Consider the following 24,106-nt stretch of genomic DNA (forward strand, 5'->3'; position numbering starts at 1 on the left):
AGGCTGCCACCCATGGCCACACGAACGCCCGGAAGCGCCGACGCACGCACCAGCAAGCCCGGGCCGGCCAAGAAGACAGCCGCCAAGAAGGCCGCCCCCGCCAAATCCGCCGCCAAATCCGCCGCGAAGCCCGCTGCCAAGAAGGCTCCGGCGAAGAAGGCCCCGGCCAAGAAGGCGCCCGCCGCCGCACCCGCGGCGCCCGCGCCCAGGCCGATACTCTTCCGGGCCGTCCGGCGGATCTGGCTGGGCCTGGCGCACGCGATCGGCGCGGTGTTCCGCAGCTACGGGCACGGCGCCCGCAACCTGCACCCCGAGCACCGCAAGGACGGCGTGGGCCTGCTGCTGCTGGCGCTCACCCTGGTCGTCGCGGCCGGCACCTGGGCCAGCCCGCAGGGGTGGTTCGGCGAGGCCGCCACCGCCGTGGTCTCCGGCCTGTTCGGCCGGCTCGACGTGCTGGTGCCGTTCCTGCTGGGCGCCGTCGCGGTCCGCCTGATGCGCCACCCCGAGCTGCCGGAGGCCAACGGCCGGATAGTGATCGGCCTGACCGCGCTGGTGATCGCCGTGCTCGGCCTGGTGCACATCGGCTGCGGCGCGCCCGCGATGGGCACCGGCGCCACCCGGATCCGGCAGGCCGGCGGCCTGATCGGCTGGGCCGTGTCCACCCCGATGATGGCCGCCGCCGGCCCGCCGCTGGCCGTCCCGCTGCTGCTGCTGCTCACCTTCTTCGGGCTGCTGGTGGTCACCGCCACCCCCATCAACCGCATCCCGCAGCGCCTGCGCCTGCTGGGCGTCCGCCTGGGCGTCGCCGAGCCGCTGCCCGGCGAGTACGAGGACGCCGACGGCGAGCCCGGCACCGGGGAGCGCGAGTACTCCACCGCCCCGCCGGAGGATGCCGACCCCGACGCGCTGCCGATCACCATCGAGGACGAGGCCCCCCGCAGGCGCCGTCGCCGCAAGAGCGACGAGGACCAGGCGTCCGCCCCGGTGCCGGTCTCGTTCGAGAAGGACCCGTACCAGACCCGCGACCTGGCCGCCGGCGCCGCCGCGGACCTGGTGGACGGCGCGCTGCTGTTCGGCGTGGCCGGCTCGCCCACCGTGGCCAGCATGGTCGGCCAGGTGAAGGACAACACCGCTCCCCCGGAGGAGCCCTGGCCGTCCGAGGCGCCCGACGGCCACGGCGAGGCGCCTGTCCGGATGGAACAGCTCCAGCTGTCCGGCGACATCGCCTACTCCCTGCCGTCGATGGACCTGCTGGAGCGCGGGGCCCCGGCCAAGGCCCACTCGCAGGTCAACGACGACATCGTCAGCCAGCTCACCGGGGTGTTCGCCGAGTTCAAGGTGGACGCCAGGGTCACCGGCTTCAGCCGCGGTCCGACGGTCACCCGCTACGAGGTCGAGCTCGGCCCGGCGGTGAAGGTCGAGCGGATCACCGCGCTGGCGAAGAACATCGCCTACGCGGTGGCCACCCCCGACGTGCGGATCATCTCGCCGATCCCCGGCAAGTCCGCGGTCGGCGTGGAGATCCCCAACCGGGACCGCGAGATGGTCACCCTCGGCGACCTGCTGCGCTCGCGCACCGCCGCCGAGGACACCCACCCGATGGTGGTCGGCATGGGCAAGGACGTCGAGGGCCACACCGTGATGGCCAACCTGGCGAAGATGCCGCACGTGCTGGTGGCGGGCGCCACCGGCGCGGGCAAGTCGTCCTGCATCAACTGCCTGATCACCTCGGTGCTGGTGCGCGCCACCCCCGACGAGGTCAAGATGGTGCTGGTCGATCCCAAGCGGGTCGAGCTGACCGCCTACGAGGGCATCCCGCACCTGATCACGCCGATCATCACCAACCCGAAGAAGGCCGCCGAGGCCCTCCAGTGGGTGGTGCGCGAGATGGACATGCGCTACGACGACCTGGCGGCCTACGGCTTCCGGCACGTCGACGACTTCAACGCCGCGGTGCGGGCCGGCACGGTGCAGCCGCCGCTCGGCAGCGAACGCGAGCTGACGCCCTACCCGTACCTGCTGGTGATCGTCGACGAGCTGGCCGACCTGATGATGGTCGCCCCGCGCGACGTCGAGGACTCGGTGGTCCGGATCACCCAGCTCGCCCGCGCCGCCGGCATCCACCTGGTGCTGGCCACCCAGCGCCCCTCGGTGGACGTGGTCACCGGCCTGATCAAGGCCAACGTGCCGTCCCGGCTGGCCTTCGCCACCTCGGCGATGGCCGACTCCCGGGTCATCCTCGACCAGCCCGGCGCGGAGAAGCTGATCGGCAAGGGCGACGCGCTGTTCCTGCCGATGGGCGCGTCCAAGCCGGTCCGGATGCAGGGCGCGTTCGTCACCGAGGCGGAGATCGCCCGCATCGTCCAGCACTGCAAGGACCAGCTGGCCGCCCGCTACCGGGACGACGTGGTGGTCGGCTCCGGCCCGAAGAAGGAGATCGACGAGGAGATCGGCGACGACCTCGACCTGCTGGTCCAGGCCGTCGAACTGGTCGTCACCACCCAGTTCGGCTCCACCTCGATGCTCCAGCGCAAGCTGAGGGTCGGCTTTGCCAAGGCCGGCCGGCTGATGGACCTGATGGAGTCGCGCGGCATCGTCGGCCCCAGCGAGGGCTCCAAGGCCCGCGACGTGCTGGTCAAGCCGGACGAGCTGGACGGGGTCCTGATGACGCTGAGGGGGTGAGCGGCGGGCGGTCGCCGGTGGCCGGGAAGCGAGGTGACCGCCCGTCAACTTCTGTGGCAGGGCTGTGGCACGTTCGGGCCCCCTCCGGTTGAGAAACGTTACGGCAGCACCCCTAGACTGGTTACTCAGCAGATGGCCTCCGCTCGAAAGGCGTGCCCAGTGACCATCGGCAAGTTCCCCCGCCGCTCCGCCCTTGGCTCCTCCGCGCTCGCCTCCGTCAACCCAGAGCCGCCTGCGGAGCCGAGTCACGCCGCCGACGGGCCGAGCATCGGGCGGCTGCTCGCCAGGGCCCGGATCGACGCCGGCCTGACGGTCGACCAGGTCAGCACCCGCACCCGGATCCGGGTGCCGATCGTGCACGCCGTCGAGTCCGACGACTTCGACCGCTGCGGCGGCGCCTTCTACGCCCGCGGCCACCTGCGGCTGCTGGCCCGCGAGGTCGGCCTGGACGGCGAGGCGCTGGTCGCCCGCTACGACGCCGAGCACGGCGGCGCCGCGCCCGCGGCCCGGCTGTTCGACGTCGGGCCGGTCAAGGTCACCGACCACCGCCGCCCGAACTGGACCGCCGCGATGGTCCTGGCGATCGTCGCGGTGGTCGTGCTGATCGGCTACAACCTGGTCGGCTCCTCGTCCTCCACCGACAACGGCCCCGGCGCGGCCAGCGCCCCGCTGCCGTCCGGCGTCTCCGCCCCGGCCACCCTGGAGGCCTCCGCGCAGCCGCCGGCCCCCGAGACGGGCACCGGAGCGGTCGCCGCCGCCCCCGCCGACAAGGTCACCGTCAAGCTGGTCGCCGGGCAGGACAAGAGCTGGGTCACCGCCAAGGACAGCAGCGGCAAGTCGCTGTTCTCCAACAACCTGGAAGCCGGCCAGGACCAGACCTTCACCGACCCGAAGAAGATCACTCTGGTGATCGGCAACGCCGGGGCCGTGCACCTGTTCGTCAACGGCAAGGACCTCGGTCCGGCCGGTCAGGACGGCCAGGTGGTGCACCTCACGTACACCCCGGGCGACCCGCAGGCGGGCTGATCCGGCCGCCCGAACAGATCGCGCGCCCTCCGGGGGGAACTCCACCGGGGGGCGCGCGTTAATCTTGGCGTCATGCCTGAACCCCGCACTGTCGCCCTGGTCACGCTCGGATGCGCCCGCAACGAGGTCGACTCCGAGGAACTCGCCGGGCGACTGGAGGCCGATGGCTGGCGGCTGGTCGACGACGCCAGCGAAGCCGATGTCGCCGTCGTCAACACCTGCGGGTTCGTCGAGGCCGCCAAGAAGGACTCCGTCGACGCCCTGCTCGAAGCCAACGACCTCAAGGGCCACGGCCGTACCCAGGCCGTGGTCGCCGTCGGCTGCATGGCCGAGCGCTACGGCAAGGAACTCGCCGACGCCCTCCCCGAGGCCGACGGCGTCCTCGGCTTCGACGACTACGCCGACATCTCCACCCGCCTGAACACCATCCTCTCCGGCGGCCACGTCGAGGCCCACACGCCCCGCGACCGCCGCAAGCTGCTCCCGCTCACCCCCGTCGAACGCCAGGCCGCCGCCGCCGAGGTCGCGCTGCCCGGCCACGGCACCCCCGAGGACCTCCCCGAGGGCCTCGCCCCCGCCTCCGGCCCGCGCACCCTGCGCAAGCGCCTGGACGACGCCCCGGTCGCCTCGATCAAGCTGGCCTCCGGCTGCGACCGCCGCTGCTCGTTCTGCGCCATCCCCGCCTTCCGCGGCTCCTTCATCTCCCGCCGCCCCAGCGACGTGCTGAACGAGGCCGTCTGGCTGGCCGGGCAGGGCGTGCGCGAGGTCGTGCTGGTCTCCGAGAACAACACCTCGTACGGCAAGGACCTCGGCGACATCCGGCTGCTGGAGACCCTGCTCAGCGAGATCGCCGCCGTCGAGGGCATCGAGCGGGTCCGGGTCAGCTACCTGCAGCCCGCCGAGATGCGCCCCGGCCTGATCGACGTGATGACCGGAACCGACAAGGTCATGCCGTACTTCGACCTGTCCTTCCAGCACTCCGCGCCCGCCGTGCTGCGCCGGATGCGCCGCTTCGGCTCCACCGAGCAGTTCCTCGGCCTGCTGGAGTCGATCCGCGCCAAGGCCCCCGAGGCCGGCGCCCGCTCCAACTTCATCGTCGGCTTCCCCGGCGAGACCGAGGAGGACTTCGCCGAGCTGGAACGGTTCATCACGCACGCCGGCCTGGACGCCATCGGCGTCTTCGGCTACTCCGACGAGGACGGCACCGAGGCCGCCGGCTACGACGGCAAGCTCGACCAGGACGTGGTCGACGACCGCGTCACCCGGCTCTCCAAGCTCGCCGAGGAACTCACCGCGCAGCGCGCCGAACAGCGCGTCGGCAGCGAGGTCACCGTGCTGGTCGAGTCGATCGAGGACGGTGTCGTCGAGGGCCGCGCCGTCCACCAGGCCCCCGAGACCGACGGCCTGACCACCCTGCTCGGCGCCGACGACGCCGAGATCGGGCATTTCTACCGGGCCACCGTGGTCGGCACCGAGGGCGTCGACCTGGTCGCCGAGGCGATCACGCAGCTCGGAGCCGACGTATGACCAAGGGGCCGGGGGCCCCGGCCGAGACCCGGCCGACCCCGGCCGCCGTCCCGCCGCCGCAGCCCGGCCTGTGGAACATCGCCAATGTCCTGACGATGTTCCGGCTGCTGCTGGTCCCGGTCTTCGTGGCGCTGATGTTCGCCGACGGCGGGCACGACCCCAAGTGGCGGGCGTTCGCCTGGGCGGCGTTCGCCGTCGCCATGATCACCGACGTGTTCGACGGGGCGCTGGCCCGCAGCAAGGGCCTGATCACCGACTTCGGCCGGATCGCCGACCCGATCGCCGACAAGGCGATCATGGGCGCCGGCCTGATCGGCCTGTCGATCCTCGGTGACCTGCCCTGGTGGGTCACCGCCGTGATCCTGGCCCGCGAACTCGGCATCACCCTGATGCGGTTCTGGGTGATCCGCTACGCGGTCATCCCGGCCAGCCGCGGCGGGAAGCTCAAGACCCTCGCCCAGGGCATCGCCGTCGGCATGTACGTCCTGGTGCTCACCGGTCCGCTGGCCACCGGCCGCGCGGTGATGATGGCGATCGCCGTCGTCCTCACCGTCGGCACCGGCCTCGACTACGTGGTCCAGGCGGTCCGGCTGCGCCGCGAGGGCATCGCCCGGGAGCGCCGCGGTGAGTGACCTCGCCGCCCGCCTGCTCGCGGCGCTGGGGGCCGACGGCGCCACCCTGGCCGTCGCCGAGTCGCTCACCGGCGGCCTGCTGGCCGCCACCCTGGTCGACGTCCCCGGCGCCTCCGCGGTGTTCCGGGGCTCGGTCACCGCGTACGCCACCGACCTGAAGGCGTCCGTGCTCGGCGTCGACGAAGGCCTGCTGGACGTGTACGGACCGGTCCACCCCGTGGTGGCCCGGCAGATGGCCGAGGGGGCACGGCACCTGCTCGGCTCCGACTGGGCCCTGGCCACCACCGGCGTCGCCGGGCCCGACCCGCAGGACGGACAGCCCGTCGGCACCGTGTACGTGGGCCTCGCCGGAGCGCGGGGAACAGAAGCACTGCCGCTCCGGTTGTCGGGTGGGCGTGACACAATCCGGCACCAGTCGGTGGACGCCGCGCTCGATCTGCTGCTGCGCCGGCTGACCGGGCCCGACGCCAACGGCTGACCATCACCGGCAGCCGGGCCGGGGCGGGCCGAAACCCGTGAACCCGCAGCAGCCGATGGAGGAACGTGTTACACCGGATGCTCCGGCCGGGCCGAACCCGGTCGGACCGCCCCCGCGTCGACCAGGATTCGACCGGGCGTCCGGAGCCGGACATCTGCCCGTCACGGGTGGTTCGACGGCCCGGAAGGGGAAGAACAGGGGAGGGGACGCCTTGCAGCCCAGAGTGAACACGACCCCGGTCCCCGCACGGGACACGGACAAGGCGGTACGGTGGGGTCGTGACATCTCGATCCGCAGTCCGAGGAGGGAGGCACCGATGATTCTGCTCCGTCGCCTGCTTGGCGATGTGCTGCGTCGGCAGCGCCAGCGCCAGGGCCGCACACTCCGCGAGGTGTCGGCAGCCGCCAGGGTTTCGCTCGGGTACCTCTCCGAGGTCGAGCGGGGTCAGAAGGAGGCGTCCTCCGAGTTGCTCTCCGCCATCTGCGACGCACTCGACGTGCGGATGTCGGAGGTCATGCGCGAGGTCAGCGACGAACTGTCGCTCGCCGAACTTGCGGCGATGGCCACCCTCTCCGAGGGTGACCTGTTGAGGCCGGTGCTCGAACCGGTTCCGCTGCCGGCCCCCGGCGTCGACCGGTCCGGATCCATCTCGCCCAAGGCGGCGATGGACGTGGTGGCGGCCTGACCGGACCTCGACCGTTCCGCACTCGCGGAGCGCCGGGTGAAGGAGGGGCGCAATGCCCGCGTTGCGCAGAGCGCTGCTGCTGGGTGCGACAGCACTGGTGGGCCTGGGTCTGATACTGCTGCTTACGGGCGGCACCGCGAGAGATGGCGGTGCCGCCCTCGGCATGCTTGCGGCGGGCTGGTGGGGGGCGGGGCTCATTCCGGTGCACGCGCGGACGTTGCGAAACCGGGGAGAGCAGAGCGAGCGGGTGCGAAACCGGGGGCGCGGGGAACTGCGCGAAGCGGAAGGCACCCAACCGCAAGATCGCGACGCGGGAGAGTGACTTGCACTTGAGCGCGACCTTGCGGACGTGGTGTGCGCTTGTCGCGCAGTTCCCCGCTCCCCTGGTTGCTTCACCGAATCCGGTAGCCCTTGGGTGTGGGGTGGAATCCGGCCGTTTCCAGGTGGGGGCCCAGGGGGCTGGTGAGGGCGGGGTGGCCGTTGACGCGTTCGATGGTGAGGGGTTGGGACAGGGCGGTGAGGGCCGCGGTGACGGTCGGGGCGTCGGTGGACCAGGTGAGCAGTGACTTGCCGCCTCGTTCGAGGTAGAGGACCAGCTCGCCGTCGACCAGGGCGACCAGCGAACCGGCCTTGCGGGCGGGGCGGTGGGCGCCGGTGGTGTCCGCGGGGGGTTCCGGCCAGGGCAGCGCCGCGCCGAACGCGTTGGCGGGGTCGGCGGCGGCCAGTGCGATTGCCTGCGGGGCCTCCGCGGGTGTGCTCGTGGACCAGTCGCCGTTGGTGCGCTCCAGGCGGGAGTTGACGGAGCGCAGGCGGTCCGCGGCGCCCTCCATGGCGAACTGCGCGCCGCCTAGGCCTTCCACGAAGTAGCCGCGGCGGGCCTTGCCGCGTTCCTCGTAGGCGGCCAGGACGCGGTAGACGCCGGCGAAGCCGCCGGGGACGCGTTCGGCGGTGACGGTGCCGCGGGTGAGGATGCCGTGGCGGTCCAGCAGGGCCTGGGCCTGGGCGGCGGCCCGTACGGTCGGGTCGCCGCCGAAGGACGGCAGCAGGGACCAGCGGCCGGCGGCCGTCGGCGGGCCGGAGCGGGAGCTGGGGCGGGCCAGGCCGCGGCCCGCGCCGCCGTAGCGGCCGCGCGGGGTGGAGCGGGGCGCCCGGTGGGCGGTGGCGCCGGCGGTGCGGCCGGAGCCGAGCAGGTTGCGCAGGGGGGCCAGGGTGTCGTTGGTGACGTAGCCGGCCCAGACCAAGTCCCAGAGGGCTTCGACGATCTCGGCGTCCGGGGTGTCGGGGACGCGTTCGGCGAGCTGCCGGAAGAACGCGCCGTAGCCGCCGGTGAGCGCCTCCAGCAGGGCGGTGTGGACGGGGCCGGGGGTGAGCGGCAGGGGTTCGGGGCGCAGCAGGTGGGCGTTCTCGGGCAGGTGGAGGCTGATCCAGCCGTCCTTGCCGGGCAGTGCGCCCGCGCCGGACCAGCCGATCTCGCCGGCGGCCATCAGTTCGTCCAGCAGGCCGGGGGAGTAGTCGGTGAGGCGGGCGGGCAGGACGAGCTTCTCGAGGGCGGAGGCGGGCAGGGCGGTGCCCTGGAGCTGTTCGACGACCCGGTAGAGGCCGTCGGCGCCGCGCAGGCGGTGCCCGGCGAGGTGCTGCCACTGGGGGAGGAACGCGGCCAGGGCCTTCGGGGGGACGGCTTCGACCTCGTGGCGGAGGGCGGCGAGCGAGCGGCGGCGCAGGCGGCGCAGGACGTCGGCGTCGCACCATTCGGGGGTGGTGCTGGTGCCGGTGGCTTCGGGCCTGAACTCGCCCTGGACCAGGCGGCCGGCGGCGGTCAGGCGGTGCAGGGTGCCGGTGACGACGGCGCTGCCGAGGCCGAAGCGTTCGGCGGCCTCGTGGGCGGTGAACGGGCCGTGGGTGCGGGCGTAGCGGGCCAGCAGGTCGCCGAGCGGGTCCTTGACGGGCTCGGTGAAGGCTTCGGGGACACCGACCGGCAGTGGGGTGCCGAGGGCGTCGCGGAGGCGGCCGGCATCCTCGATGGCGGACCAGCGCAGGTGGCCGCCGATCCGGACCTGGATGACCCGGCGGGCGGCTTCGAGTTCCAGGGCCCAGAGCGGTTCGGCGCCGCGTTCGGTGAGTTCGTCCTCGCCGAGCGGGCCGAGCAGGCGCAGGGCGTCGGCGACGCCCTCGGCGTCCTTGATCCGGCGCTCGGGGGTGCGGCGCTGGAGTTCGGCCTCCAGGTCGGCGAGCACCTTCGGGTCGAGCAGTTCGCGCAGTTCGGCCTGGCCGAGCAGTTCGGACAGCAGCCGGGAGTCCAGCGAGAGGGCGGCGGCGCGGCGTTCGGCGATCGGGGAGTCGCCCTCGTACAGGAACTGGGCGACGTAGCCGAACAGCAGGGAGCGGGCGAACGGAGACGGTTCGGGGGTGGTGACCTCGACCAGGCGGACGGCGCGGGACTCCAGGTCGCGCATCAGCTCGACCAGGCCGGGGACGTCGAAGACGTCCTGCAGGCATTCGCGGACGGCTTCCAGCACGATCGGGAAGGAGCCGTACTCGGCGGCGACCTCGAGGAGTTGGGAGGCGCGCTGGCGCTGCTGCCAGAGCGGGGTGCGCTTGCCGGGGTTGCGGCGGGGCAGCAGCAGGGCGCGGCCGGCGCACTCGCGGAAGCGGGCGGCGAACAGGGCGGAGCCGCCGACCTGGTCGGTGACGAGCTGTTCGATGTCGCCGGAGTCGAAGACGGCGGCGTCGGCGCCGACCGGGGCCTCGTCGGCGGGCGGCGCCGCGATGCCGGAGGGGAAGTCGGCCAGCAGGTCGGCGTCGGGCAGGCGCAGCACGATGCCGTCGTCGCCGTGCATCACCTGCGGGTCGAGGCCGTGCTTCTCCCGCAGGCGGGCGCCGATGGCCAGCGCCCACGGGGCGTGCACCTGGGCGCCGAAGGGGGAGTGGATGATGATGCGCCAGTCGCCGAGCTCGTCGCGGAAGCGTTCCACCACGATGGTGCGGTCGTCGGGCAGGTGGCCGCAGGACTCGCGCTGTTCGGCGAGGTAGGCGAGCAGGTTGCCGGACGCCCAGTCGTCCAGGCCGGCCTCGCGGAGCCGGGCGGTGGCGGCGGCGGGCTCCATCGCGCCGACCTCGCGGACGAACGCGCCCACGGCGCGGCCGAGTTCGAGCGGGCGGCCGAGCGAGTCGCCCTTCCAGAACGGCAGCCGGCCGGGGATGCCGGGGGCGGGGGTGACCAGCACCTTGTCGTGGGTGATCTCCTCGATCCGCCAGGAGGTGGTGCCGAGGGTGAACACGTCGCCGACCCGGGACTCGTAGACCATCTCCTCGTCGAGCTCTCCGACCCGGCCGCCGCCCTTCTTCGGGTCTGCGCCGGCGATGAAGACGCCGAACAGGCCGCGGTCGGGGATGGTGCCGCCGGAGGTGACGGCGAGGCGCTGGGCGCCTGGGCGGCCGGTGACGGTGCCGGCGACGCGGTCCCAGACCAGGCGGGGGCGCAGCTCGGCGAAGGCGTCGGACGGGTAGCGGCCGGCCAGCATGTCGAGGACGCCGTCGAACGCGGACTGCGGGAGGGTGGCGAACGGGGCGGCGCGGCGGCAGAGCGCGAGCAGCTCGTCCACGTCCCAGGTGTCCAGGGCGGTCGTCGCGACCAGCTGCTGGGCGAGCACGTCCAGCGGGTTGCGGGGCACCCGCAGGGCCTCGATGCCGCCGGAGCGCATCCGTTCGGTGACCACGGCGGACTGCACCAGGTCGCCCCGGTACTTGGGGAAGACCACGCCGGTGGAGACCGCGCCGACCTGGTGCCCGGCCCGGCCGACCCGCTGCAGGCCGGAGGCCACCGAGGGCGGTGACTCGACCTGCACCACCAGGTCGACGGCGCCCATGTCGATGCCCAGTTCCAGGCTGGAGGTGGCGACCACGGCGGGCAGCCGGCCGGCCTTCAGCTCCTCCTCGACCAGGGCGCGCTGCTCCTTGGACACCGAGCCGTGGTGCGCCCGGGCCAGCAGCGGCGGGGCGCCGGCGGCGGCGCCGGAGCCGCCCATCAGCTCGGCGGGGGCGTGCGACTCGGGCAGCGGGGCACCGGTGGCCCGCTCGTAGGCGATCTCGTTCAGCCGGTTGCACAGCCGCTCGGCGAGGCGGCGGGAGTTGGCGAACACGATGGTCGAGCGGTGTGCCTGCACCAGGTCGACGATCCGCTCCTCGACGTGCGGCCAGATCGAGCTTTGCCGCTGCGGGTCGGACTCCTCGGCGGGCGTGGCGGGCAGGTCGGCGAGGTCGGGGACGGGCACCACCACGGACAGGTCGAAACGCTTGTCGCTGCCGGGCTGGACGATTGCCGCGCCGCGCTGCGGGCTCAGGTAGCGGGCGACCTCCTCGACCGGGCGGACGGTGGCGGACAGGCCGATCCGGCGGGCCGGGCGGTCCAGCAGCTCGTCCAGTCGCTCCAGGCTGAGCGCCAGGTGCGCGCCGCGCTTGGTGCCGGCCACCGCGTGCACCTCGTCCAGGATCACCGTGTCGATGCCGCGCAGCGCCTCCCGGGAGGCGGAGGTGAGCAGCAGGAACAGCGACTCGGGGGTGGTGATCAGGATGTCCGGCGGGTGGGTGGCGAACTTGCGGCGGTCGGCGGCGGGGGTGTCGCCGGAGCGGATGCCGACCTGCACCTCGGGCTCGGGCAGGCCGAGCCGGACGCTGGCCTGCCGCAGGCCCGCCAGCGGGGCGCGCAGGTTGCGTTCGACGTCCACCGCGAGGGCCTTCAGCGGGGAGATGTAGAGCACCCGGCAGCGGCGCTTGGGGTCGGCCGGGGGCGGGGTGGAGCTGAGCCGGTCCAGGGCGGACAGGAAGGCCGCCAGGGTCTTGCCGGAGCCGGTCGGGGCGACCACCAGGACGTCCGTCTCCAGCCGGATCGCCGCCCAGGCCCGGGACTGGGCCTCGGTGGGGGCGGCGAACGCGCCGGTGAACCAGGACCGGGTGGCCGGCGCGAAGCCGTCCAGTGGGTTCGGGGACGGGGCGGGGACGGAGGTGGCCATGCACCCATGGTGCCCCGACGCGCTGACAGGTCAGGGGGTGGTCACCGTCTGCCGCAGCCCGCTCAGCAAATCGTATAAATCGCTCATATCGTGAGGAACCGGACGCCCGACCCCTCGGGCGTCCGGCCCGGCCGACGAGCGGAGCGTGCGATGGAGCAGGTGAGCCAGGCCCCCGACAGCACCCCACGGCGCCGCAGCGCCCGCATCCTCGGCGCCACCCTGCTCTCCGGACTGCTGCTCGGCGGAGCCGTCCCCTACGTCACCGGCACCGACAGCAGCTACCTCAGCTACCTGGTGCTGGACGAGCGCGCCGACGCCCAGGGCGCCGACCACGCCGCCGACCAGGTCCGGGCGGCCGGCGGGCAGGTCGTCCAGGGCTACCCGCAGATCGGCGCAGTGCTCGCCTACGCCGACGGCAGGTTCGCCGAGAAGCTGCGCGCCCGGCCCGGGATAGCCGCGGTCGGCGCCACCCGCACCGTTCCCGTGCCGTCCCCGCCCCGGCCGCTGGCCGGCGCCGCCTTCGGACCGGGTGCCGGCACCACCGACGCGATCGAGGCCCAGGACGACAGCACCGCCACCGTCCCCGACCCGGGCGAGCACAGCGACTGGAACCTCGCCATGATCGGCGCCGTCGAACGCCCCGTCGGCCACGCCGCGCTGCTGCACCCGCCGCTGGACCGCCCGGCCGACCGCTCCGCCGACCGCACCGGCGCCGTCCCCACCGCCCAGCAGCTGTCCCAGGTCACCGTCGCGGTGCTCGACTCGGGCGTCGACGACACCCACCCCGACCTGCGCGAGGCCGTCGACCCCGCCGCCTCCGCGTCGTGCGCCGACGGCCGCCCCGACTCCCGCAGCGGCGCCTGGCGGCCCGACCCGGCCATCAACGAGAGCGGCCACGGCACCCACGTCGCCGGCATCGTCGGCGCCGCCCGCGACGGCCACGGCGTCACCGGCGTCGCCCCCGGCGTGCGGATCGCCGCCGTCCGGCTGCTCGGCCCGCTCGGCCAGTACTACGCGGAGAACATCGTCTGCGGCATGCTCTGGGCCACCGACCACGGCGCCCGCGCCATCAACGACAGCTACTTCGCCGACCCGTGGAAGTACAACTGCCCCGAGGACGCCGACCAGGCCGCGCTGATCGCCGCCGTCGGCCGCGCCGTCGCCTACGCCCAGCGCAAGGGCGCCGTGGTGGTCGCCTCGGCCGGCAACGACGCCCAGGACCTCGCCGCCACCCGGCCCGACCACCGCAGCCCCAACGACCGCACCGGCGGCCCCCCGCAGGACCGCGAACTCGGCACCGAATGCATCCGGCTGCCCGGCGAACTGCCCGGCGTGGTCACCGTCGGCGCCGTCGACCGCAACGGCCTGCCCGCCTCCTACAGCAACTACGGCCGGGGCCGGATCTCCCTCACCGCACCCGGCGGCGACCCGGACGGCGGCACCGACGGCGCCGTCATCTCCGACTGGCCCGGCGGCAAGTACGCCGCCCTGGCCGGCACCTCGATGTCCGCCGCCCACGTCACCGGCGCCGTCGCCGTGGTCGCCGCCCAACACCCCGACTGGGACCCCGACCGGATCACCGCCGCGCTCACCCGGGCCGCCGACGGCAACTGCGTGCAGACCCTGCCGGTCGGCTGCGAGAACCGCGACTACTACGGCTCCGGCATCCTCGCCCTGCCGCACTGACCTGCCGGTACCGGATACTGGGCGCATGAGGCTGACCGAATTCTGGCGACGGATGCACCTGCACTTCGGCGAGGCGTACGCGGAGTCCTTCGCCCAGGACCACGTGATGGCCGAACTCGACGGCCGCACCGTCCGCCAGGCACTGGACGCCGGCTGGGAGGCCAAGGACGTGTGGCGAGTGGTCTGCGTCACCCAGGGAGTGTCCGCACAGCTGCGGTGACCCGATTCGCCGGCCGTTGGGTGAGACTTGGTCGGTGGCCAGCAGTGCAGAGACCCCCGACCAGCTTTCCGACGAACACCTCCCCGTGAGCGCCCCGCCGGGCGCACAGAGCGGCGGCGACACCGCCGACCCCACCGGCCACCGGCTGCGCCGCGGCGGCGCCGGCAGCGGTGCGATGCCGCGCTGGCTGCCCAAGGCGATGCTGCTCGCACTGGTGGGCGTCGGCCTGTTCCAGCTCGCCGACTGGGCCTTCCACCAGCTGATCAACCTGTTCGTGATGCTGCTGGTCGCGTTCTTCCTGTCGCTCGCGATGGAACCCGCCGTCGACCGGATGGCCGCCCGCGGCGTGCGCCGCGGCGTCGGCACCTTCCTGGTGTTCATCGGCGTCGGCCTGGCCGTCGCCGGCTTCCTCACCGCGCTCGGCACCCTGATGGTCGACCAGGTCACCCAGGTCGCGGGGAAGCTGCCGCAGATGCTGCACGACCTGATCGACTGGATCAACCACACCTTCCACACCGAGCTGTCCCTCGACCAGCTCCAGCACCAGGTGCTCAAGGACTCCGGCACCATCGAGAAGTACGCCCAGCAGGCCGCCGACAACGTCTGGGGCGTCACCGGCACCGTGGTCGGCGGGCTCTTCCAGGCCTTCACCGTCGGCCTGTTCACCTTCTACTTCACCGCCGAAGGCCCCCGGGTGCGGCGCACCGTCTGCTCGATGCTGCCGCCCACCAAGCAGGCCGAGGTGCTGCGCGCCTGGGAGATCGCGCTCGCCAAGACCGGCGGCTACCTGTACTCCCGGGCGGTGCTGGCGCTGGTCTCCACCCTCGGGCACTGGGCGTTCTTCACGATCATCGGACTGCCGTACGCGGCCGCGCTCAGCGTCTGGGTCGGCGTCATGTCGCAGTTCGTCCCCACCATCGGCACCTACCTGGCGGGCGCGCTGCCCGTCCTGGTCGCGCTCACCGGCCAGCCGGTGGACGCCGTGTGGGTGCTCGGCTTCGTGATCGTCTACCAGCAGATCGAGAACTACCTGCTGCACCCGCGGATCACTGCCAAGACCGTCGACGTCCACCCCGCCGTCGCCTTCGGCGCGGTGATCGCCGGCGCCGCGCTGCTCGGCGCGGTCGGCGCACTGATCGCCATCCCCGCCGCCGCCACCCTGCAGGGCTTCGTCGGCACCTACGTGCGGCGCTACGAGGTCGAGGACGACCCGCGGATCGACCGCGGCGAGGAGCGCCGCCAGCGGCGACGGGAGGCCGTGCGGCGACTGCGGCAGATGGTGAGCGGCGGGGCGGCCGACGCCGGTGCGGAGCCGGAGGAGCGCCGCTCCGAGGTCTGACCACCCGCGCCCCGCACCACGACCGACCTGCCGTCCGGAGACGTCCGGCAGGTCGGTCGTCGCATGAGTAAGCGGTTTGCCCCACCGCTGGGCTCTTGATGGGCGAGGAGGTGTTCATGGGCGACAAACAGATCGGTCCGGACGAGGAGTTCCGGGCGTTCATCGTCGGCGCCTGGCCCTGGCTGCTGCGGACGGCGTACCTGCTGACCGGTGACCAGCACGCGGCCGAGGACCTCGCGCAATCGGCGGCGGAGCGGACCTGCGCGGCCTGGTCGAAGGTGCGCCGTGCCGACGACGCGCACAGCTACGTGCGTCGGATCATGATCAACCAGCACGCCCGCCGCTTCCGGCGCCGTGCACCGGAAGTGCTCGTCGACGCCGTGCCGGACACCGCCGGGACCGAGGACGGGTACGCCCGCTCCGACCAGCGCCGGGTGCTGCTGACGGCACTCGCCGCACTGCCGCCCCGGCAGCGCGAGGCCGTGGTGCTCCGGCACTGGGAAGACCTGACCGACAGCCAGGCGGCCGCCGCCATGGGCTGCTCGACGGGGGCCGTGCGCAGCCACGCGGCCAAGGGGATAGCGAAACTGCGGGCGACCGCGGGGCTGAAGGAACTGACGGACATGACGCGTGTGGGAGGTGCGGTATGACTGCGGGGGAGAACGGAATGCCCGAGGTCGGTGGGGACCAGCCGGTCGAGTTGGGGCTCGCGGCGGCAGCGGAGGCCGTGACGATCGGCCCGGTGCCGGTCGACGGCATCCTGGACGGCGGACGGCGGATCCGGCGCCGGCGCCGCACGATGCTCGGCGCACTCACGCTGGCCTCGGTGGTGGCGCTGGGCGGCGGCACGGCCGCGGGCCTGTACGGCTTCGGCGGGAACGGTTCGAACGTGCAGGCGGTCCAGGCCGCCGCCGGCGACTGCGCGGGAGCGTCGGCGAAGCCGCAGGCCGACGGGCGGGACCCGCTCAAGCCCCAGCGGCAGATGGTCACGGAGGGCACCACCGAGGGCAAGAAGTGGCAGGTCTGGAAGTCGCACTGGCCGCTCGCCCCGAAGGAGAAGGCGTATGAGCAGGCGGTGGCGATCTGGCAGGAGCGCCACGCCGCGGACCCGTCGCTCGAGAAGCCGACGGAGGCGTCCGTCCAGAAGTCCTGGAGCTCCACCGATGACATCATCGACCTGTACTCGACCGTCGACGGGGCGCGGCAGAAGCGCGACACGCTGGCCGGCATCCCGGCGCCCGGGAAGACTGCTGGGCAGCAGACGAGGAGCGTCCAGCTGAGCGTCTTCGACGGGGCGGGCACGCCCGGCGTGCCGCAGAACACGGTCACCCTGTCGATCGTCGGCCCGGCGCCCGCCAAGGGGGACGGGTGCCAGCCGGGCCAGGGCGCCAGTGGCGCGCCGCAGACCGGGAACAGCCCCGCGGACTCCCAGTACCAGGTGAACGGGGTGCAGACGCGGCCCACCGAGGGCGTCGGCGACTGGCGGTTCGCCGGCCAGCAGAGCGGCACGCCGACGGACTCCGGCCAGCACGGATAAGCAGCGGCCGGTGCGCTGTCGCGGCCCCGTCCCCGAAGGTTCGGGGGCGGGGCCGCGGTGTGTCGGGTGACCTTCGACTGGATTCGAACGTGTGTTCTTTGTACGCTTCGGCGCAGAGTTTTCCACAGGCCGAGCCCGATCTGGGCCGTTTGTCGGTGGGACGCGCTAGCGTCGATGACGATGAAGCGCAACGGACAGAACCCGAGGGTGGAAGCCATGGCAGGAACGGATCGCGAGAAGGCCCTGGAGGCCGCACTCGCCCAGATCGAACGGCAGTTCGGCAAGGGCTCGGTGATGCGCCTCGGCGAGAAGGCGAACGAGCCGGTCGAGGTGATCTCCACCGGGTCCACCGCGCTCGACGTGGCGCTGGGCGTGGGCGGCATCCCTCGCGGCCGAGTGGTCGAGATCTACGGCCCCGAGTCCTCCGGCAAGACCACCCTGACCCTGCACCTGGCCGCCAACGCCCAGAAGGCCGGCGGCACCGTCGCCTTCGTCGATGCCGAGCACGCGCTCGACCCCGAGTACGCCAAGAAGCTCGGCGTGGACACCGACGCCCTGCTGGTCAGCCAGCCGGACACCGGTGAGCAGGCGCTGGAGATCACCGACATGCTGATCCGCTCCGGCGCGATCGACCTGGTGATCATCGACTCGGTGGCCGCGCTGGTCCCGCGCGCCGAGATCGAGGGCGAGATGGGCGACTCGCACGTCGGTCTCCAGGCCCGTCTGATGAGCCAGGCGCTGCGCAAGATCGCCGGTGCGCTGAACCAGTCGAACACCACCGCGATCTTCATCAACCAGCTGCGCGAGAAGATCGGTGTGATGTTCGGCTCCCCCGAGACCACCACCGGTGGCCGGGCGCTGAAGTTCTACGCCTCGGTCCGCCTCGACATCCGGCGCATCGAGACCCTGAAGGACGGCACCGAGGCGGTCGGCAACCGCACCCGCGTCAAGGTCGTCAAGAACAAGGTCGCCGCGCCGTTCAAGCAGGCCGAGTTCGACATCCTCTACGGCGTGGGCATCAGCCGCGAGGGCGGCCTGATCGACATGGGCGTGGAGCACGGCTTCATCCGGAAGTCCGGCGCCTGGTACACCTACGAGGGCGACCAGCTCGGCCAGGGCAAGGAGAACGCCCGCAACTTCCTGCGCGACAACCCGCAGCTGGCCGACGAGATCGAAGCCAAGATCAAGGGCAAGCTCGGCATCGGCCCGAAGCCGGCCGAGGGCGAGGGCGACGCCCCCGCGGTGGAGATCCCGGCGGCGGCCGCCCCCGCCAAGGCGGCCGCCAAGAAGACGGCGGCCGCCGCCAAGGGCTGAACCGTTGACACACCGGCATCACGCCGACCACCCGGCACCGGGCCCGTCCGAGGACGAGCCCGGTGCGGGCGTATGGGCGGACGAGCAGAACGACGCATCCGGCCCGCCGGACTGGTTCGCGGCGGTCGCGGAGGACGACGATCCTTCCGGCCCGCCCGACTGGTTCGCGGCGGTCGCCGAAGAGCCGCCTGCGGCGGGAGATCCGCCTTCGGGCGAGTCGCCCGCGGTGGGGGAGCTGCCCGGGCTGATGCGGGCGTCCGAGCTGGCCGGGGGGCGGCGTCGGCGGCGCAGCGCGCTGGGTGAACTGCCGGTCGCGGCACCGGCGGGGGAGCGGCCGCGGCCGAAGCGGCGGGCGAAGTCCGAGCGTTCGAAGGATTCGGAGCGTTCGGAGGGTCCGGAGCGTCCGGCGGGCGAGGCAGGCGCGCGGGGGAAGCGGCGTGGGCAGGGGGCTGCCGCCGAGCAGGGGGATCCGGCGGAGCGGGCCCGGGACATCTGCCTGCGACTGCTCACCGGGGCCGCCAAGTCCCGCAAGCAGCTGGCCGATGCGCTGCGCCGCAAGGAGATCCCGGACGAGGTCGCGGAGCAGGTGCTGTCCCGGCTGGAGGAGGTCGGGCTGATCGACGACGCCGCCTTCGCCGAGGCGTGGGTGGAGTCCCGGCACGCGGTGCGCGGACTGTCCCGGCGGGCGCTGGCCCAGGAGTTGCGCACCAAGGGCGTCACCGGCGAGACCGCGGAGCAGGCACTGCTGCAGGTCGATGCCGAGGACGAGTCGGAGGCCGCCCGGGCGCTGGTGGCACGGAAGTTGCGCTCCACCGCCGGGCTGGACTGGGAGGTGCGGATGCGCCGGCTGGTCGGGGTGCTGGCCCGGCGCGGCTACTCGGAGGGCCTGGCGTACCGGGTGGTCCGGGAGGCGCTGGACGCGGAGCCGGCGGAGGAGGGCGAGGACTGGTAGCGCGGAGTCTCGGCCGGTGCCGTTCCGCGCTGTTCGGCGCTGTTCGGCGGGAGGACATGATGACTGCTGATCGGATCATCGGAGCCAATTCTCGATCGCATCTTGACCGTTTCGTAACCTCGGCCTAGCCTCGCACTCAGTGGCTGGACGATCGCGGAGGTCATCTCAGCGGCCGCGCGCAGGACGGGGAGTGGCCGGATGGGGATCGCTCAGAACACCGGAAGCGGGTCCTCTCTGCTGCTGGTTGCGGGCCTACTGATCGTCGCGCTCGGCCTGGTGCTGGCCGTCGGCTTCCGGATGCTCCGGCAGCGCCGCGCCGAACTCGACCGCCGCGAGGAGCGGTTGACCGCCGAACTCCACCGCCTGCACCAGCACGAGGACGAACTCGCCACCCGCGCCACCGAGTCCGAGCGCGTGCGCGGCGAACTCGCCGAACGGGACACCGAAAGCCGGCTGCTGCTGGAACGCACCGCGGGGCTGACGTCCGCCCAGGCCCGTGACGAAGTGGTCCGCGGCGCCGAGGCCGAGGCCCGCCGGGAAGCCGCGCTGACCGTCCGGGAGATCGAACGGCAGGCCGTCGTCGAGGGCGAGGGCCGCGCCCGCGAGATCATCGCCTCGTCCGTCCAGCGGCTGGCCGCCGAACACACCGCCGAGACCGTGGTCACCACGCTCCGGCTGCCCAGCGAGGACATGAAGGGCCGGGTGATCGGCCGGGAAGGCCGCAACATCCGGGCCTTCGAAGCCGTCACCGGCGTCAACCTGATCGTCGACGACACCCCCGGGCTGGTCCAGCTCTCCTGCTTCGACCCCGTCCGGCGGGAGAGCGCCCGGCTCACCCTGGAGTCGCTGCTCACCGACGGGCGGATCCACCCCGCGCGGATCGAGGAGACGCACGAGCGCAGCCGCAGCGAGGTCGAACGGCTGTGCATCCGGGCCGGGGAGGACGCGCTGCTCACCGTCGGTATCGGCACCGTCGGCGAGATGGCGCCCGAACTGGTGCGCACCCTCGGGACGTTGCGGTACCGCACCTCCTACGGGCAGAACGTGCTCGGGCACCTGGTGGAGTCCGCGCACCTGGCCGGGATGATGGCCGCCGAACTCGGCGTCGACCCCGAGCCCGTACGGCGGGCGGCGCTGCTGCACGACATCGGCAAGGCACTCAGCCACGAGGTGGCCGGCAGTCACGCCCTGATCGGCGCGGAATTCGCCCGGCGGCATGGGGAGTCGGCGGAGGTCGTCCACGCGATAGCGGCCCACCACGGCGAGGTCGAGGCGAAAACCGTCGAGGCGGTGCTCACCCAGGCCGCGGACGCCTGCTCGGCCGGGCGTCCCGGCGCGCGGAAGGAGTCCGTGGAGGCGTACGTCCGGCGGCTGGAGCGGCTGGAGGAGATCGCCCGGGCGCACGACGGCGTCACCAAGGTCTACGCGATGCAGGCCGGGCGGGAAGTCCGGGTGATGGTGCAGCCGGAGAAGGTGGACGACGTGCGCGCTCAGGAGATCGCGCGGGACGTGGCTCGGCAGGTGCGGGAGGAACTGACGTACCCGGGGCAGATTCGGATCACGGTGGTGCGAGAAAGTCGTGCGACAGAGGTGGCGCGCTAGCGAGGGCAGGGCGCGGGTGGGCGCGGAACCGGGGCGCGGGGAACGGCGCGACAAGCGCAAGCCCGTCCGCCAGGTCGCGAGCACGTGCAAGTCATGGTCCGCGGCGCGATCTCACGGTTGAGCGTCTTCCGCTTCGCGCAGTTCCCCGCGCCCCTGGTGGTGCCCTCCCTGGTGGTGCTCGCCCTGGTGGTGCTCGCCCTGGAAGGGCGCGGTGAGGGTGTGGAGGGTTTCGGGGTGGAGGCCGGGGGTGGTGCCGAGGAGGTGGCCGTCGGGGCGGATGAGGAGGACGGTGTGGGGGGTGGCGCCCGGGTAGGCGTCGGTGACCAGGACCTCGGTGGGGACGGGCAGGGCGTCGGCCAGTTCGGTGAGGCGGGGCATCAGGCCGGTGCCGAGCCAGTGCTCGGCGGACCACACGGTGGTGCCGGGGGCGACCAGGAGGAGCAGGAACGCGGTGCCGAGGCGGGCCCGGAGGGTGTCGGCGGTGCCGTCGGCGGTGACCACGGGCAGGTCGGGAACCTGGACGCCGGGGGCGGTCGGGGCGAGCTGTTCGGTGAGTGAGGTGCCGCGGCCGGTGCCACGCTGCTCGGGGAGGCGGACGGCGACGCCGGAGGGTGTCGCCGGGTAGGCGGGGGCGCCGCCGAAGCGGCCGGTGCCGAGCTGGCCGTCGGCGAGCAGCGGAGCGTTCTTGCGGAAGGAGCCGGAGATCAGCGCGCGCCGGGTCTGGGCCCAGCCGCGCAGCGGGCGGAGCAGCGGCATGGTCTGGTCGACGGCGCGCAGGCGGGCGCCGACCGCGCCGCGGCGTTCGGTCTCGTAGCCGTCGAGCAGGGCGCTGTCGGCGGGGGAGCCGCCGGGCGGCAGGTGCCAGGCGAGGGCGAGCCGCCAGGCGAGGTTGTCGGCGTCGCGCAGGCCGTCGGCGAGGTTCTGCATGCCGAGCGCGCCGTGCAGGTGGGCGGCGTCGCCGGCCAGGAAGCAGCGGCCGGTGCGGAAGCGGCCGGCCAGGCGCTGCTGGTAGGTGTGGTCGGCGGCGGCGAGCAGTTGGTGCGGGGGGAGTTCGCCGCACCAGCCGGTGAGCGCGGAGGTGACCCGGGTGAGCAGGGTGTCGCCGGTGACGATGCCCGGCCAGGTGGCGTGCGGGTCGACGGGTTCGGTGGGCTGGGGCCGGCCGGGGGGCAGCCGCCAGTCGAGTCGCCACACGCCGTCGGGCAGCGGGCGGGCGGAGGCTTCGCGGTCGCCGCGCCACGGGGGTTCGCGGTGCAGCCGGGCCTCGCCGGGGAAGGGCAGGTCGACGCGGACGGTGGCGACGGCGTGCCGGTCGACGGCGGGACGGCCGGGGAAGCGGACCTTGAGGAGTTTGCGGACGGTGGAGCGGGCACCGTCGCAGCCGACCAGGTGGCTGCCGCGCCAGCTGGTCTCGCCGTCGGCGGAGGTGGTGCGGACCGTCACGCCGTCGCGGTCCTGGGCGAGTTCGACCACCCGGTGCCGCGGGAGGAGGCGGATCAGCGGGGTGGCGGTGGCGGCGTCGCGCAGGCCGCGCTGGAGGCGGTGCTGGGCGAGGTGCAGGACCGGCTCGTCGTCCAGCGGCAGCCGCAGTACCTCGGCGCGGCGGCGCCAGACGGTGAAGGCGTCCCAGCGGGCGGCGTCGGAGCCGACCCGGGTGTAGCCGATGCGGGCGAGGAAGGCGGCGGTGTCGGAGCCGAGGACGACGGTGCGGGGGCTCTCGGGGCAGACGCCGGTGCCCTCGTCGAGGACCACGCTGGGAACTTCGCTGCGGGCCAGGGCGAGGGCGAGGGCGAGACCGACCGGCCCGGCCCCGACGATGATCACTGGATCCATGTCGGGGCCTTCTGGCCGGCGGTGCCGGCGGCCGTTTCGTCAGCTGCCGGGTGGGAGGTCCCAGGTGGTGTCACGAAGAGCAATGCAACAGATCACCTGGGTGTCCGTCAAGCAGCGGTTGTGCTGCGGCGGCTCGCGCCGCGGCGGCCGCGGGACTCGATCCACCGGGCGAGGGCGGTGAGGGCGAGGCACATCGCGATGTAGATCGGGGTGCCGATCAGGACCACCGGGATGTACGGGTAGCCGTCCGAGTTGGAGGCGATGAGCTTCATCTGCCACAGCAGCTCGGGGTAGGTGATGATGTAGCCGAGCGAGGTGTCCTTGAGGGTGACCACCAGCTGACCGATGATCGCCGGGAGCATCGAGCGGACGGCCTGCGGCACCAGCACGATGCCCATCACCTGGGTCTTGCGCAGGCCCAGGGCGTAGGCCGCCTCGGCCTGGCCGCGGGGGACGGCGTTGATGCCGGAGCGGATGATCTCCGCCTGCACGGCCCCGTTGTAGAGGGTCAGACCGATCACCAGCGCCCACATCGGCTGGGCGCCGAACGCCGCGCGGTACAGCGCGAAGATCATGATGACCAGCGGCATGGCCCGGAAGAACTGGACCACCACATTGCTGGCGACGCGCACCGGGAAGTGGTCGGAGAGCCGGCCGGCGGCGAGCAGCGAGCCGAGGACCAGCGAGCCGACCGCGGCCAGGCCGAAGGCCTCCAGGGTGGACAGCGCGCCGTCGAGGATGCGCTGCTGGACGGCCGTGTACTCGAACGGCGACCAGAGCATGGCGTCGAACTGCCCGGCGTCGGAGAGACGGACGACGACGTACCAGATCAGGCCGGCGATGCCGGCCAGGCCGAGCAGACCGAGGATCAGGTTGCGGACCCGGGCCCGGGGGCCGGGGACGTCGTACAGGACGGAGGCGGCGCGGGTGCTCATCGGGCCACCGCCACACGACGCTCCAGGGTGGAGAACACGGCGTTGATGCTGAAGCTGATCGCCAGGTAGGCGAGCGCGATCCAGAAGAAGATGGCGAAGATGTCGTATGCCTCCTCGGACAGGACCTTCTGGAAGCTGAACAGCTCAGGCACGTTGAAGGCGCCGGCGATGGCCGAGTTGCGGGGCAGGGCGATGAACACCGAACCCATCGGGGCGATCACCGAGCGGGCCGCCTGCGGCAGCACCACCAGCCGGAGGGTCTGGCCGAAGCCCATGCCGAGCGAGCGGGCCGCCTCGGCCTGGCCGATCGGCACGGTGTTGATGCCGGCCCGCAGTACCTCGCAGACGAAGCTGCCGGTGTAGGCGCTGAGCGCGATCACCGCGAGCGTGAAGCTGCTGAAGTGCACGTCCAGCGGCGGCAGTACGAAGGTCACCGCGAAGAACAGCAGGGTCAGCGGGGTGTTGCGGAAGATCGTCACCCAGGCGGTGCCGAATATTCGGAGCACCGGGACGGGCGAGACCCGGAAGGCCGCCAGCACGACGCCCAGGATCAGGGCGAAGAGGGCGCTGAGCGCGCTCAGTTCGATCGTCCGCAGGAAACCCTCGGCGAATGCCGAGAAGTTTCCGTTCTCGAAGATCAATCCCATGC

Annotated in this window: 19 protein-coding genes; 15 read left to right on the forward strand and 4 right to left on the reverse strand. The window is 73.1% G+C overall.

Going from position 1 to position 24,106, the window contains the following annotated elements; genetic code table 11:
• Positions 1 to 12 precede the first annotated feature (12 nt).
• The 7 genes from ACFYS8_RS33780 (at position 13) to ACFYS8_RS33810 (ending at position 7,352) form a co-directional block, all read left to right on the forward strand.
• Complete coding sequence (locus ACFYS8_RS33780) at positions 13 to 2,682, forward strand: DNA translocase FtsK (RefSeq protein WP_387648701.1); 2,670 nt, start codon at positions 13 to 15, stop codon at positions 2,680 to 2,682.
• 132 nt (positions 2,683 to 2,814) lie between these two features.
• Positions 2,815 to 3,708: a helix-turn-helix domain-containing protein gene (locus ACFYS8_RS33785; RefSeq protein WP_387648704.1), complete on the forward strand. Its 894-nt coding sequence runs from the start codon at positions 2,815 to 2,817 to the stop codon at positions 3,706 to 3,708.
• A gap of 72 nt (positions 3,709 to 3,780) precedes the next feature.
• Positions 3,781 to 5,235: a 30S ribosomal protein S12 methylthiotransferase RimO gene (rimO, locus tag ACFYS8_RS33790; protein ID WP_387648706.1), complete on the forward strand. Its 1,455-nt coding sequence runs from the start codon at positions 3,781 to 3,783 to the stop codon at positions 5,233 to 5,235.
• Positions 5,232 to 5,867 (forward strand): CDP-diacylglycerol--glycerol-3-phosphate 3-phosphatidyltransferase, encoded by a 636-nt coding sequence (gene pgsA, locus ACFYS8_RS33795; RefSeq protein ID WP_387648709.1) that lies wholly within the window; start codon positions 5,232 to 5,234, stop codon positions 5,865 to 5,867. The genes rimO and pgsA overlap by 4 nt, the downstream gene beginning before the upstream one ends.
• The gene (locus ACFYS8_RS33800; RefSeq protein ID WP_387648711.1) at positions 5,860 to 6,345 is read left to right on the forward strand and encodes a CinA family protein; all 486 of its coding nucleotides are present in this window, start codon (positions 5,860 to 5,862) and stop codon (positions 6,343 to 6,345) included. Before pgsA ends, ACFYS8_RS33800 begins: the two co-directional genes overlap by 8 nt.
• Positions 6,346 to 6,661: 316 nt before the next feature.
• On the forward strand, positions 6,662 to 7,030 hold the full coding sequence (locus ACFYS8_RS33805) for a helix-turn-helix domain-containing protein (RefSeq protein WP_030457965.1): 369 nt from the start codon (positions 6,662 to 6,664) through the stop codon (positions 7,028 to 7,030).
• Positions 7,031 to 7,082: 52 nt separating this feature from the next.
• The gene (locus tag ACFYS8_RS33810; protein WP_387648714.1) at positions 7,083 to 7,352 is read left to right on the forward strand and encodes a hypothetical protein; all 270 of its coding nucleotides are present in this window, start codon (positions 7,083 to 7,085) and stop codon (positions 7,350 to 7,352) included.
• A gap of 70 nt (positions 7,353 to 7,422) precedes the next feature.
• Here the strand turns inward: ACFYS8_RS33810 and ACFYS8_RS33815 are convergent, their stop codons facing one another.
• Positions 7,423 to 12,039 carry an ATP-dependent helicase gene (locus ACFYS8_RS33815; RefSeq protein WP_387648717.1) on the reverse strand — a complete coding sequence of 1,539 codons (4,617 nt, stop codon included), beginning with the start codon at positions 12,037 to 12,039 and terminating at the stop codon, positions 7,423 to 7,425.
• Between the two features lie 150 nt (positions 12,040 to 12,189).
• On the opposite strand from ACFYS8_RS33815, the gene ACFYS8_RS33820 reads away from it, so the two are divergent.
• The 8 genes from ACFYS8_RS33820 (at position 12,190) to rny (ending at position 20,689) form a co-directional block, all read left to right on the forward strand.
• Positions 12,190 to 13,725 (forward strand): S8 family serine peptidase, encoded by a 1,536-nt coding sequence (locus tag ACFYS8_RS33820; RefSeq protein ID WP_387648720.1) that lies wholly within the window; start codon positions 12,190 to 12,192, stop codon positions 13,723 to 13,725.
• Between the two features lie 25 nt (positions 13,726 to 13,750).
• Positions 13,751 to 13,945, forward strand: coding sequence for a DUF3046 domain-containing protein (locus tag ACFYS8_RS33825; RefSeq protein WP_387648722.1), 195 nt, complete (start codon positions 13,751 to 13,753; stop codon positions 13,943 to 13,945).
• Positions 13,946 to 13,979: 34 nt separating this feature from the next.
• Positions 13,980 to 15,284, forward strand: a complete 1,305-nt coding sequence (locus tag ACFYS8_RS33830; protein WP_387648726.1) for an AI-2E family transporter — start codon at positions 13,980 to 13,982, stop codon at positions 15,282 to 15,284.
• Positions 15,285 to 15,400: 116 nt separating this feature from the next.
• Positions 15,401 to 15,934 (forward strand): SigE family RNA polymerase sigma factor, encoded by a 534-nt coding sequence (locus ACFYS8_RS33835; RefSeq protein ID WP_387648728.1) that lies wholly within the window; start codon positions 15,401 to 15,403, stop codon positions 15,932 to 15,934.
• A complete protein-coding gene (locus tag ACFYS8_RS33840) occupies positions 15,931 to 16,821 on the forward strand; it encodes a hypothetical protein (protein ID WP_387648731.1) in 891 nt (296 codons plus the stop codon). Before ACFYS8_RS33835 ends, ACFYS8_RS33840 begins: the two co-directional genes overlap by 4 nt.
• A 216-nt stretch (positions 16,822 to 17,037) precedes the next feature.
• Positions 17,038 to 18,135 carry a recombinase RecA gene (recA, locus tag ACFYS8_RS33845; RefSeq protein ID WP_387648734.1) on the forward strand — a complete coding sequence of 366 codons (1,098 nt, stop codon included), beginning with the start codon at positions 17,038 to 17,040 and terminating at the stop codon, positions 18,133 to 18,135.
• Positions 18,136 to 18,139: 4 nt separating this feature from the next.
• Positions 18,140 to 19,087: a regulatory protein RecX gene (locus tag ACFYS8_RS33850; protein ID WP_387648737.1), complete on the forward strand. Its 948-nt coding sequence runs from the start codon at positions 18,140 to 18,142 to the stop codon at positions 19,085 to 19,087.
• A gap of 198 nt (positions 19,088 to 19,285) precedes the next feature.
• Positions 19,286 to 20,689, forward strand: a complete 1,404-nt coding sequence (rny, locus tag ACFYS8_RS33855; RefSeq protein ID WP_387648739.1) for a ribonuclease Y — start codon at positions 19,286 to 19,288, stop codon at positions 20,687 to 20,689.
• Positions 20,690 to 20,800: 111 nt separating this feature from the next.
• Here rny and ACFYS8_RS33860 read toward each other — a convergent pair whose 3' ends face one another.
• From ACFYS8_RS33860 to ACFYS8_RS33870, 3 genes are all read right to left on the reverse strand, one after another.
• Positions 20,801 to 22,522, reverse strand: a complete 1,722-nt coding sequence (locus tag ACFYS8_RS33860; protein ID WP_387648742.1) for an FAD-dependent monooxygenase — start codon at positions 22,520 to 22,522, stop codon at positions 20,801 to 20,803.
• Positions 22,523 to 22,629: 107 nt separating this feature from the next.
• Entirely contained in the window at positions 22,630 to 23,457 is an 828-nt protein-coding gene (locus ACFYS8_RS33865; RefSeq protein WP_387648744.1) for an amino acid ABC transporter permease, read from the reverse strand.
• Complete coding sequence (locus ACFYS8_RS33870; RefSeq protein WP_387648746.1) at positions 23,454 to 24,104, reverse strand: amino acid ABC transporter permease; 651 nt, start codon at positions 24,102 to 24,104, stop codon at positions 23,454 to 23,456. Before ACFYS8_RS33870 ends, ACFYS8_RS33865 begins: the two co-directional genes overlap by 4 nt.
• Positions 24,105 to 24,106 lie beyond the last annotated feature (2 nt).

The organism is Kitasatospora sp. NPDC004615 (assembly GCF_042873545.1).
In the GTDB taxonomy this organism is placed as follows: Bacteria; Actinomycetota; Actinomycetes; order Streptomycetales; family Streptomycetaceae; genus Kitasatospora.

Excerpts from the sequence above, each read along its gene's own strand:
- recA (WP_387648734.1), top strand. The coding sequence starts at position 17,038 with ATGGCAGGAACGGATCGCGAGAAGGCCCTGGAGGCCGCACTCGCCCAG.
- rny (WP_387648739.1), top strand. The coding sequence starts at position 19,286 with ATGGGGATCGCTCAGAACACCGGAAGCGGGTCCTCTCTGCTGCTGGTT.
- ACFYS8_RS33820 (WP_387648720.1), top strand. The coding sequence starts at position 12,190 with ATGGAGCAGGTGAGCCAGGCCCCCGACAGCACCCCACGGCGCCGCAGC.
- ACFYS8_RS33780 (WP_387648701.1), top strand. The coding sequence starts at position 13 with ATGGCCACACGAACGCCCGGAAGCGCCGACGCACGCACCAGCAAGCCC.
- ACFYS8_RS33860 (WP_387648742.1), bottom strand. The coding sequence starts at position 22,522 with ATGGATCCAGTGATCATCGTCGGGGCCGGGCCGGTCGGTCTCGCCCTC.
- ACFYS8_RS33805 (WP_030457965.1), top strand. The coding sequence starts at position 6,662 with ATGATTCTGCTCCGTCGCCTGCTTGGCGATGTGCTGCGTCGGCAGCGC.
- ACFYS8_RS33825 (WP_387648722.1), top strand. The coding sequence starts at position 13,751 with ATGAGGCTGACCGAATTCTGGCGACGGATGCACCTGCACTTCGGCGAG.
- rimO (WP_387648706.1), top strand. The coding sequence starts at position 3,781 with ATGCCTGAACCCCGCACTGTCGCCCTGGTCACGCTCGGATGCGCCCGC.
- ACFYS8_RS33865 (WP_387648744.1), bottom strand. The coding sequence starts at position 23,457 with ATGAGCACCCGCGCCGCCTCCGTCCTGTACGACGTCCCCGGCCCCCGG.
- ACFYS8_RS33815 (WP_387648717.1), bottom strand. The coding sequence starts at position 12,039 with ATGGCCACCTCCGTCCCCGCCCCGTCCCCGAACCCACTGGACGGCTTC.
- ACFYS8_RS33835 (WP_387648728.1), top strand. The coding sequence starts at position 15,401 with ATGGGCGACAAACAGATCGGTCCGGACGAGGAGTTCCGGGCGTTCATC.
- ACFYS8_RS33785 (WP_387648704.1), top strand. The coding sequence starts at position 2,815 with ATGGCCTCCGCTCGAAAGGCGTGCCCAGTGACCATCGGCAAGTTCCCC.
- ACFYS8_RS33840 (WP_387648731.1), top strand. The coding sequence starts at position 15,931 with ATGACTGCGGGGGAGAACGGAATGCCCGAGGTCGGTGGGGACCAGCCG.
- ACFYS8_RS33810 (WP_387648714.1), top strand. The coding sequence starts at position 7,083 with ATGCCCGCGTTGCGCAGAGCGCTGCTGCTGGGTGCGACAGCACTGGTG.
- ACFYS8_RS33870 (WP_387648746.1), bottom strand. The coding sequence starts at position 24,104 with ATGGGATTGATCTTCGAGAACGGAAACTTCTCGGCATTCGCCGAGGGT.
- pgsA (WP_387648709.1), top strand. The coding sequence starts at position 5,232 with ATGACCAAGGGGCCGGGGGCCCCGGCCGAGACCCGGCCGACCCCGGCC.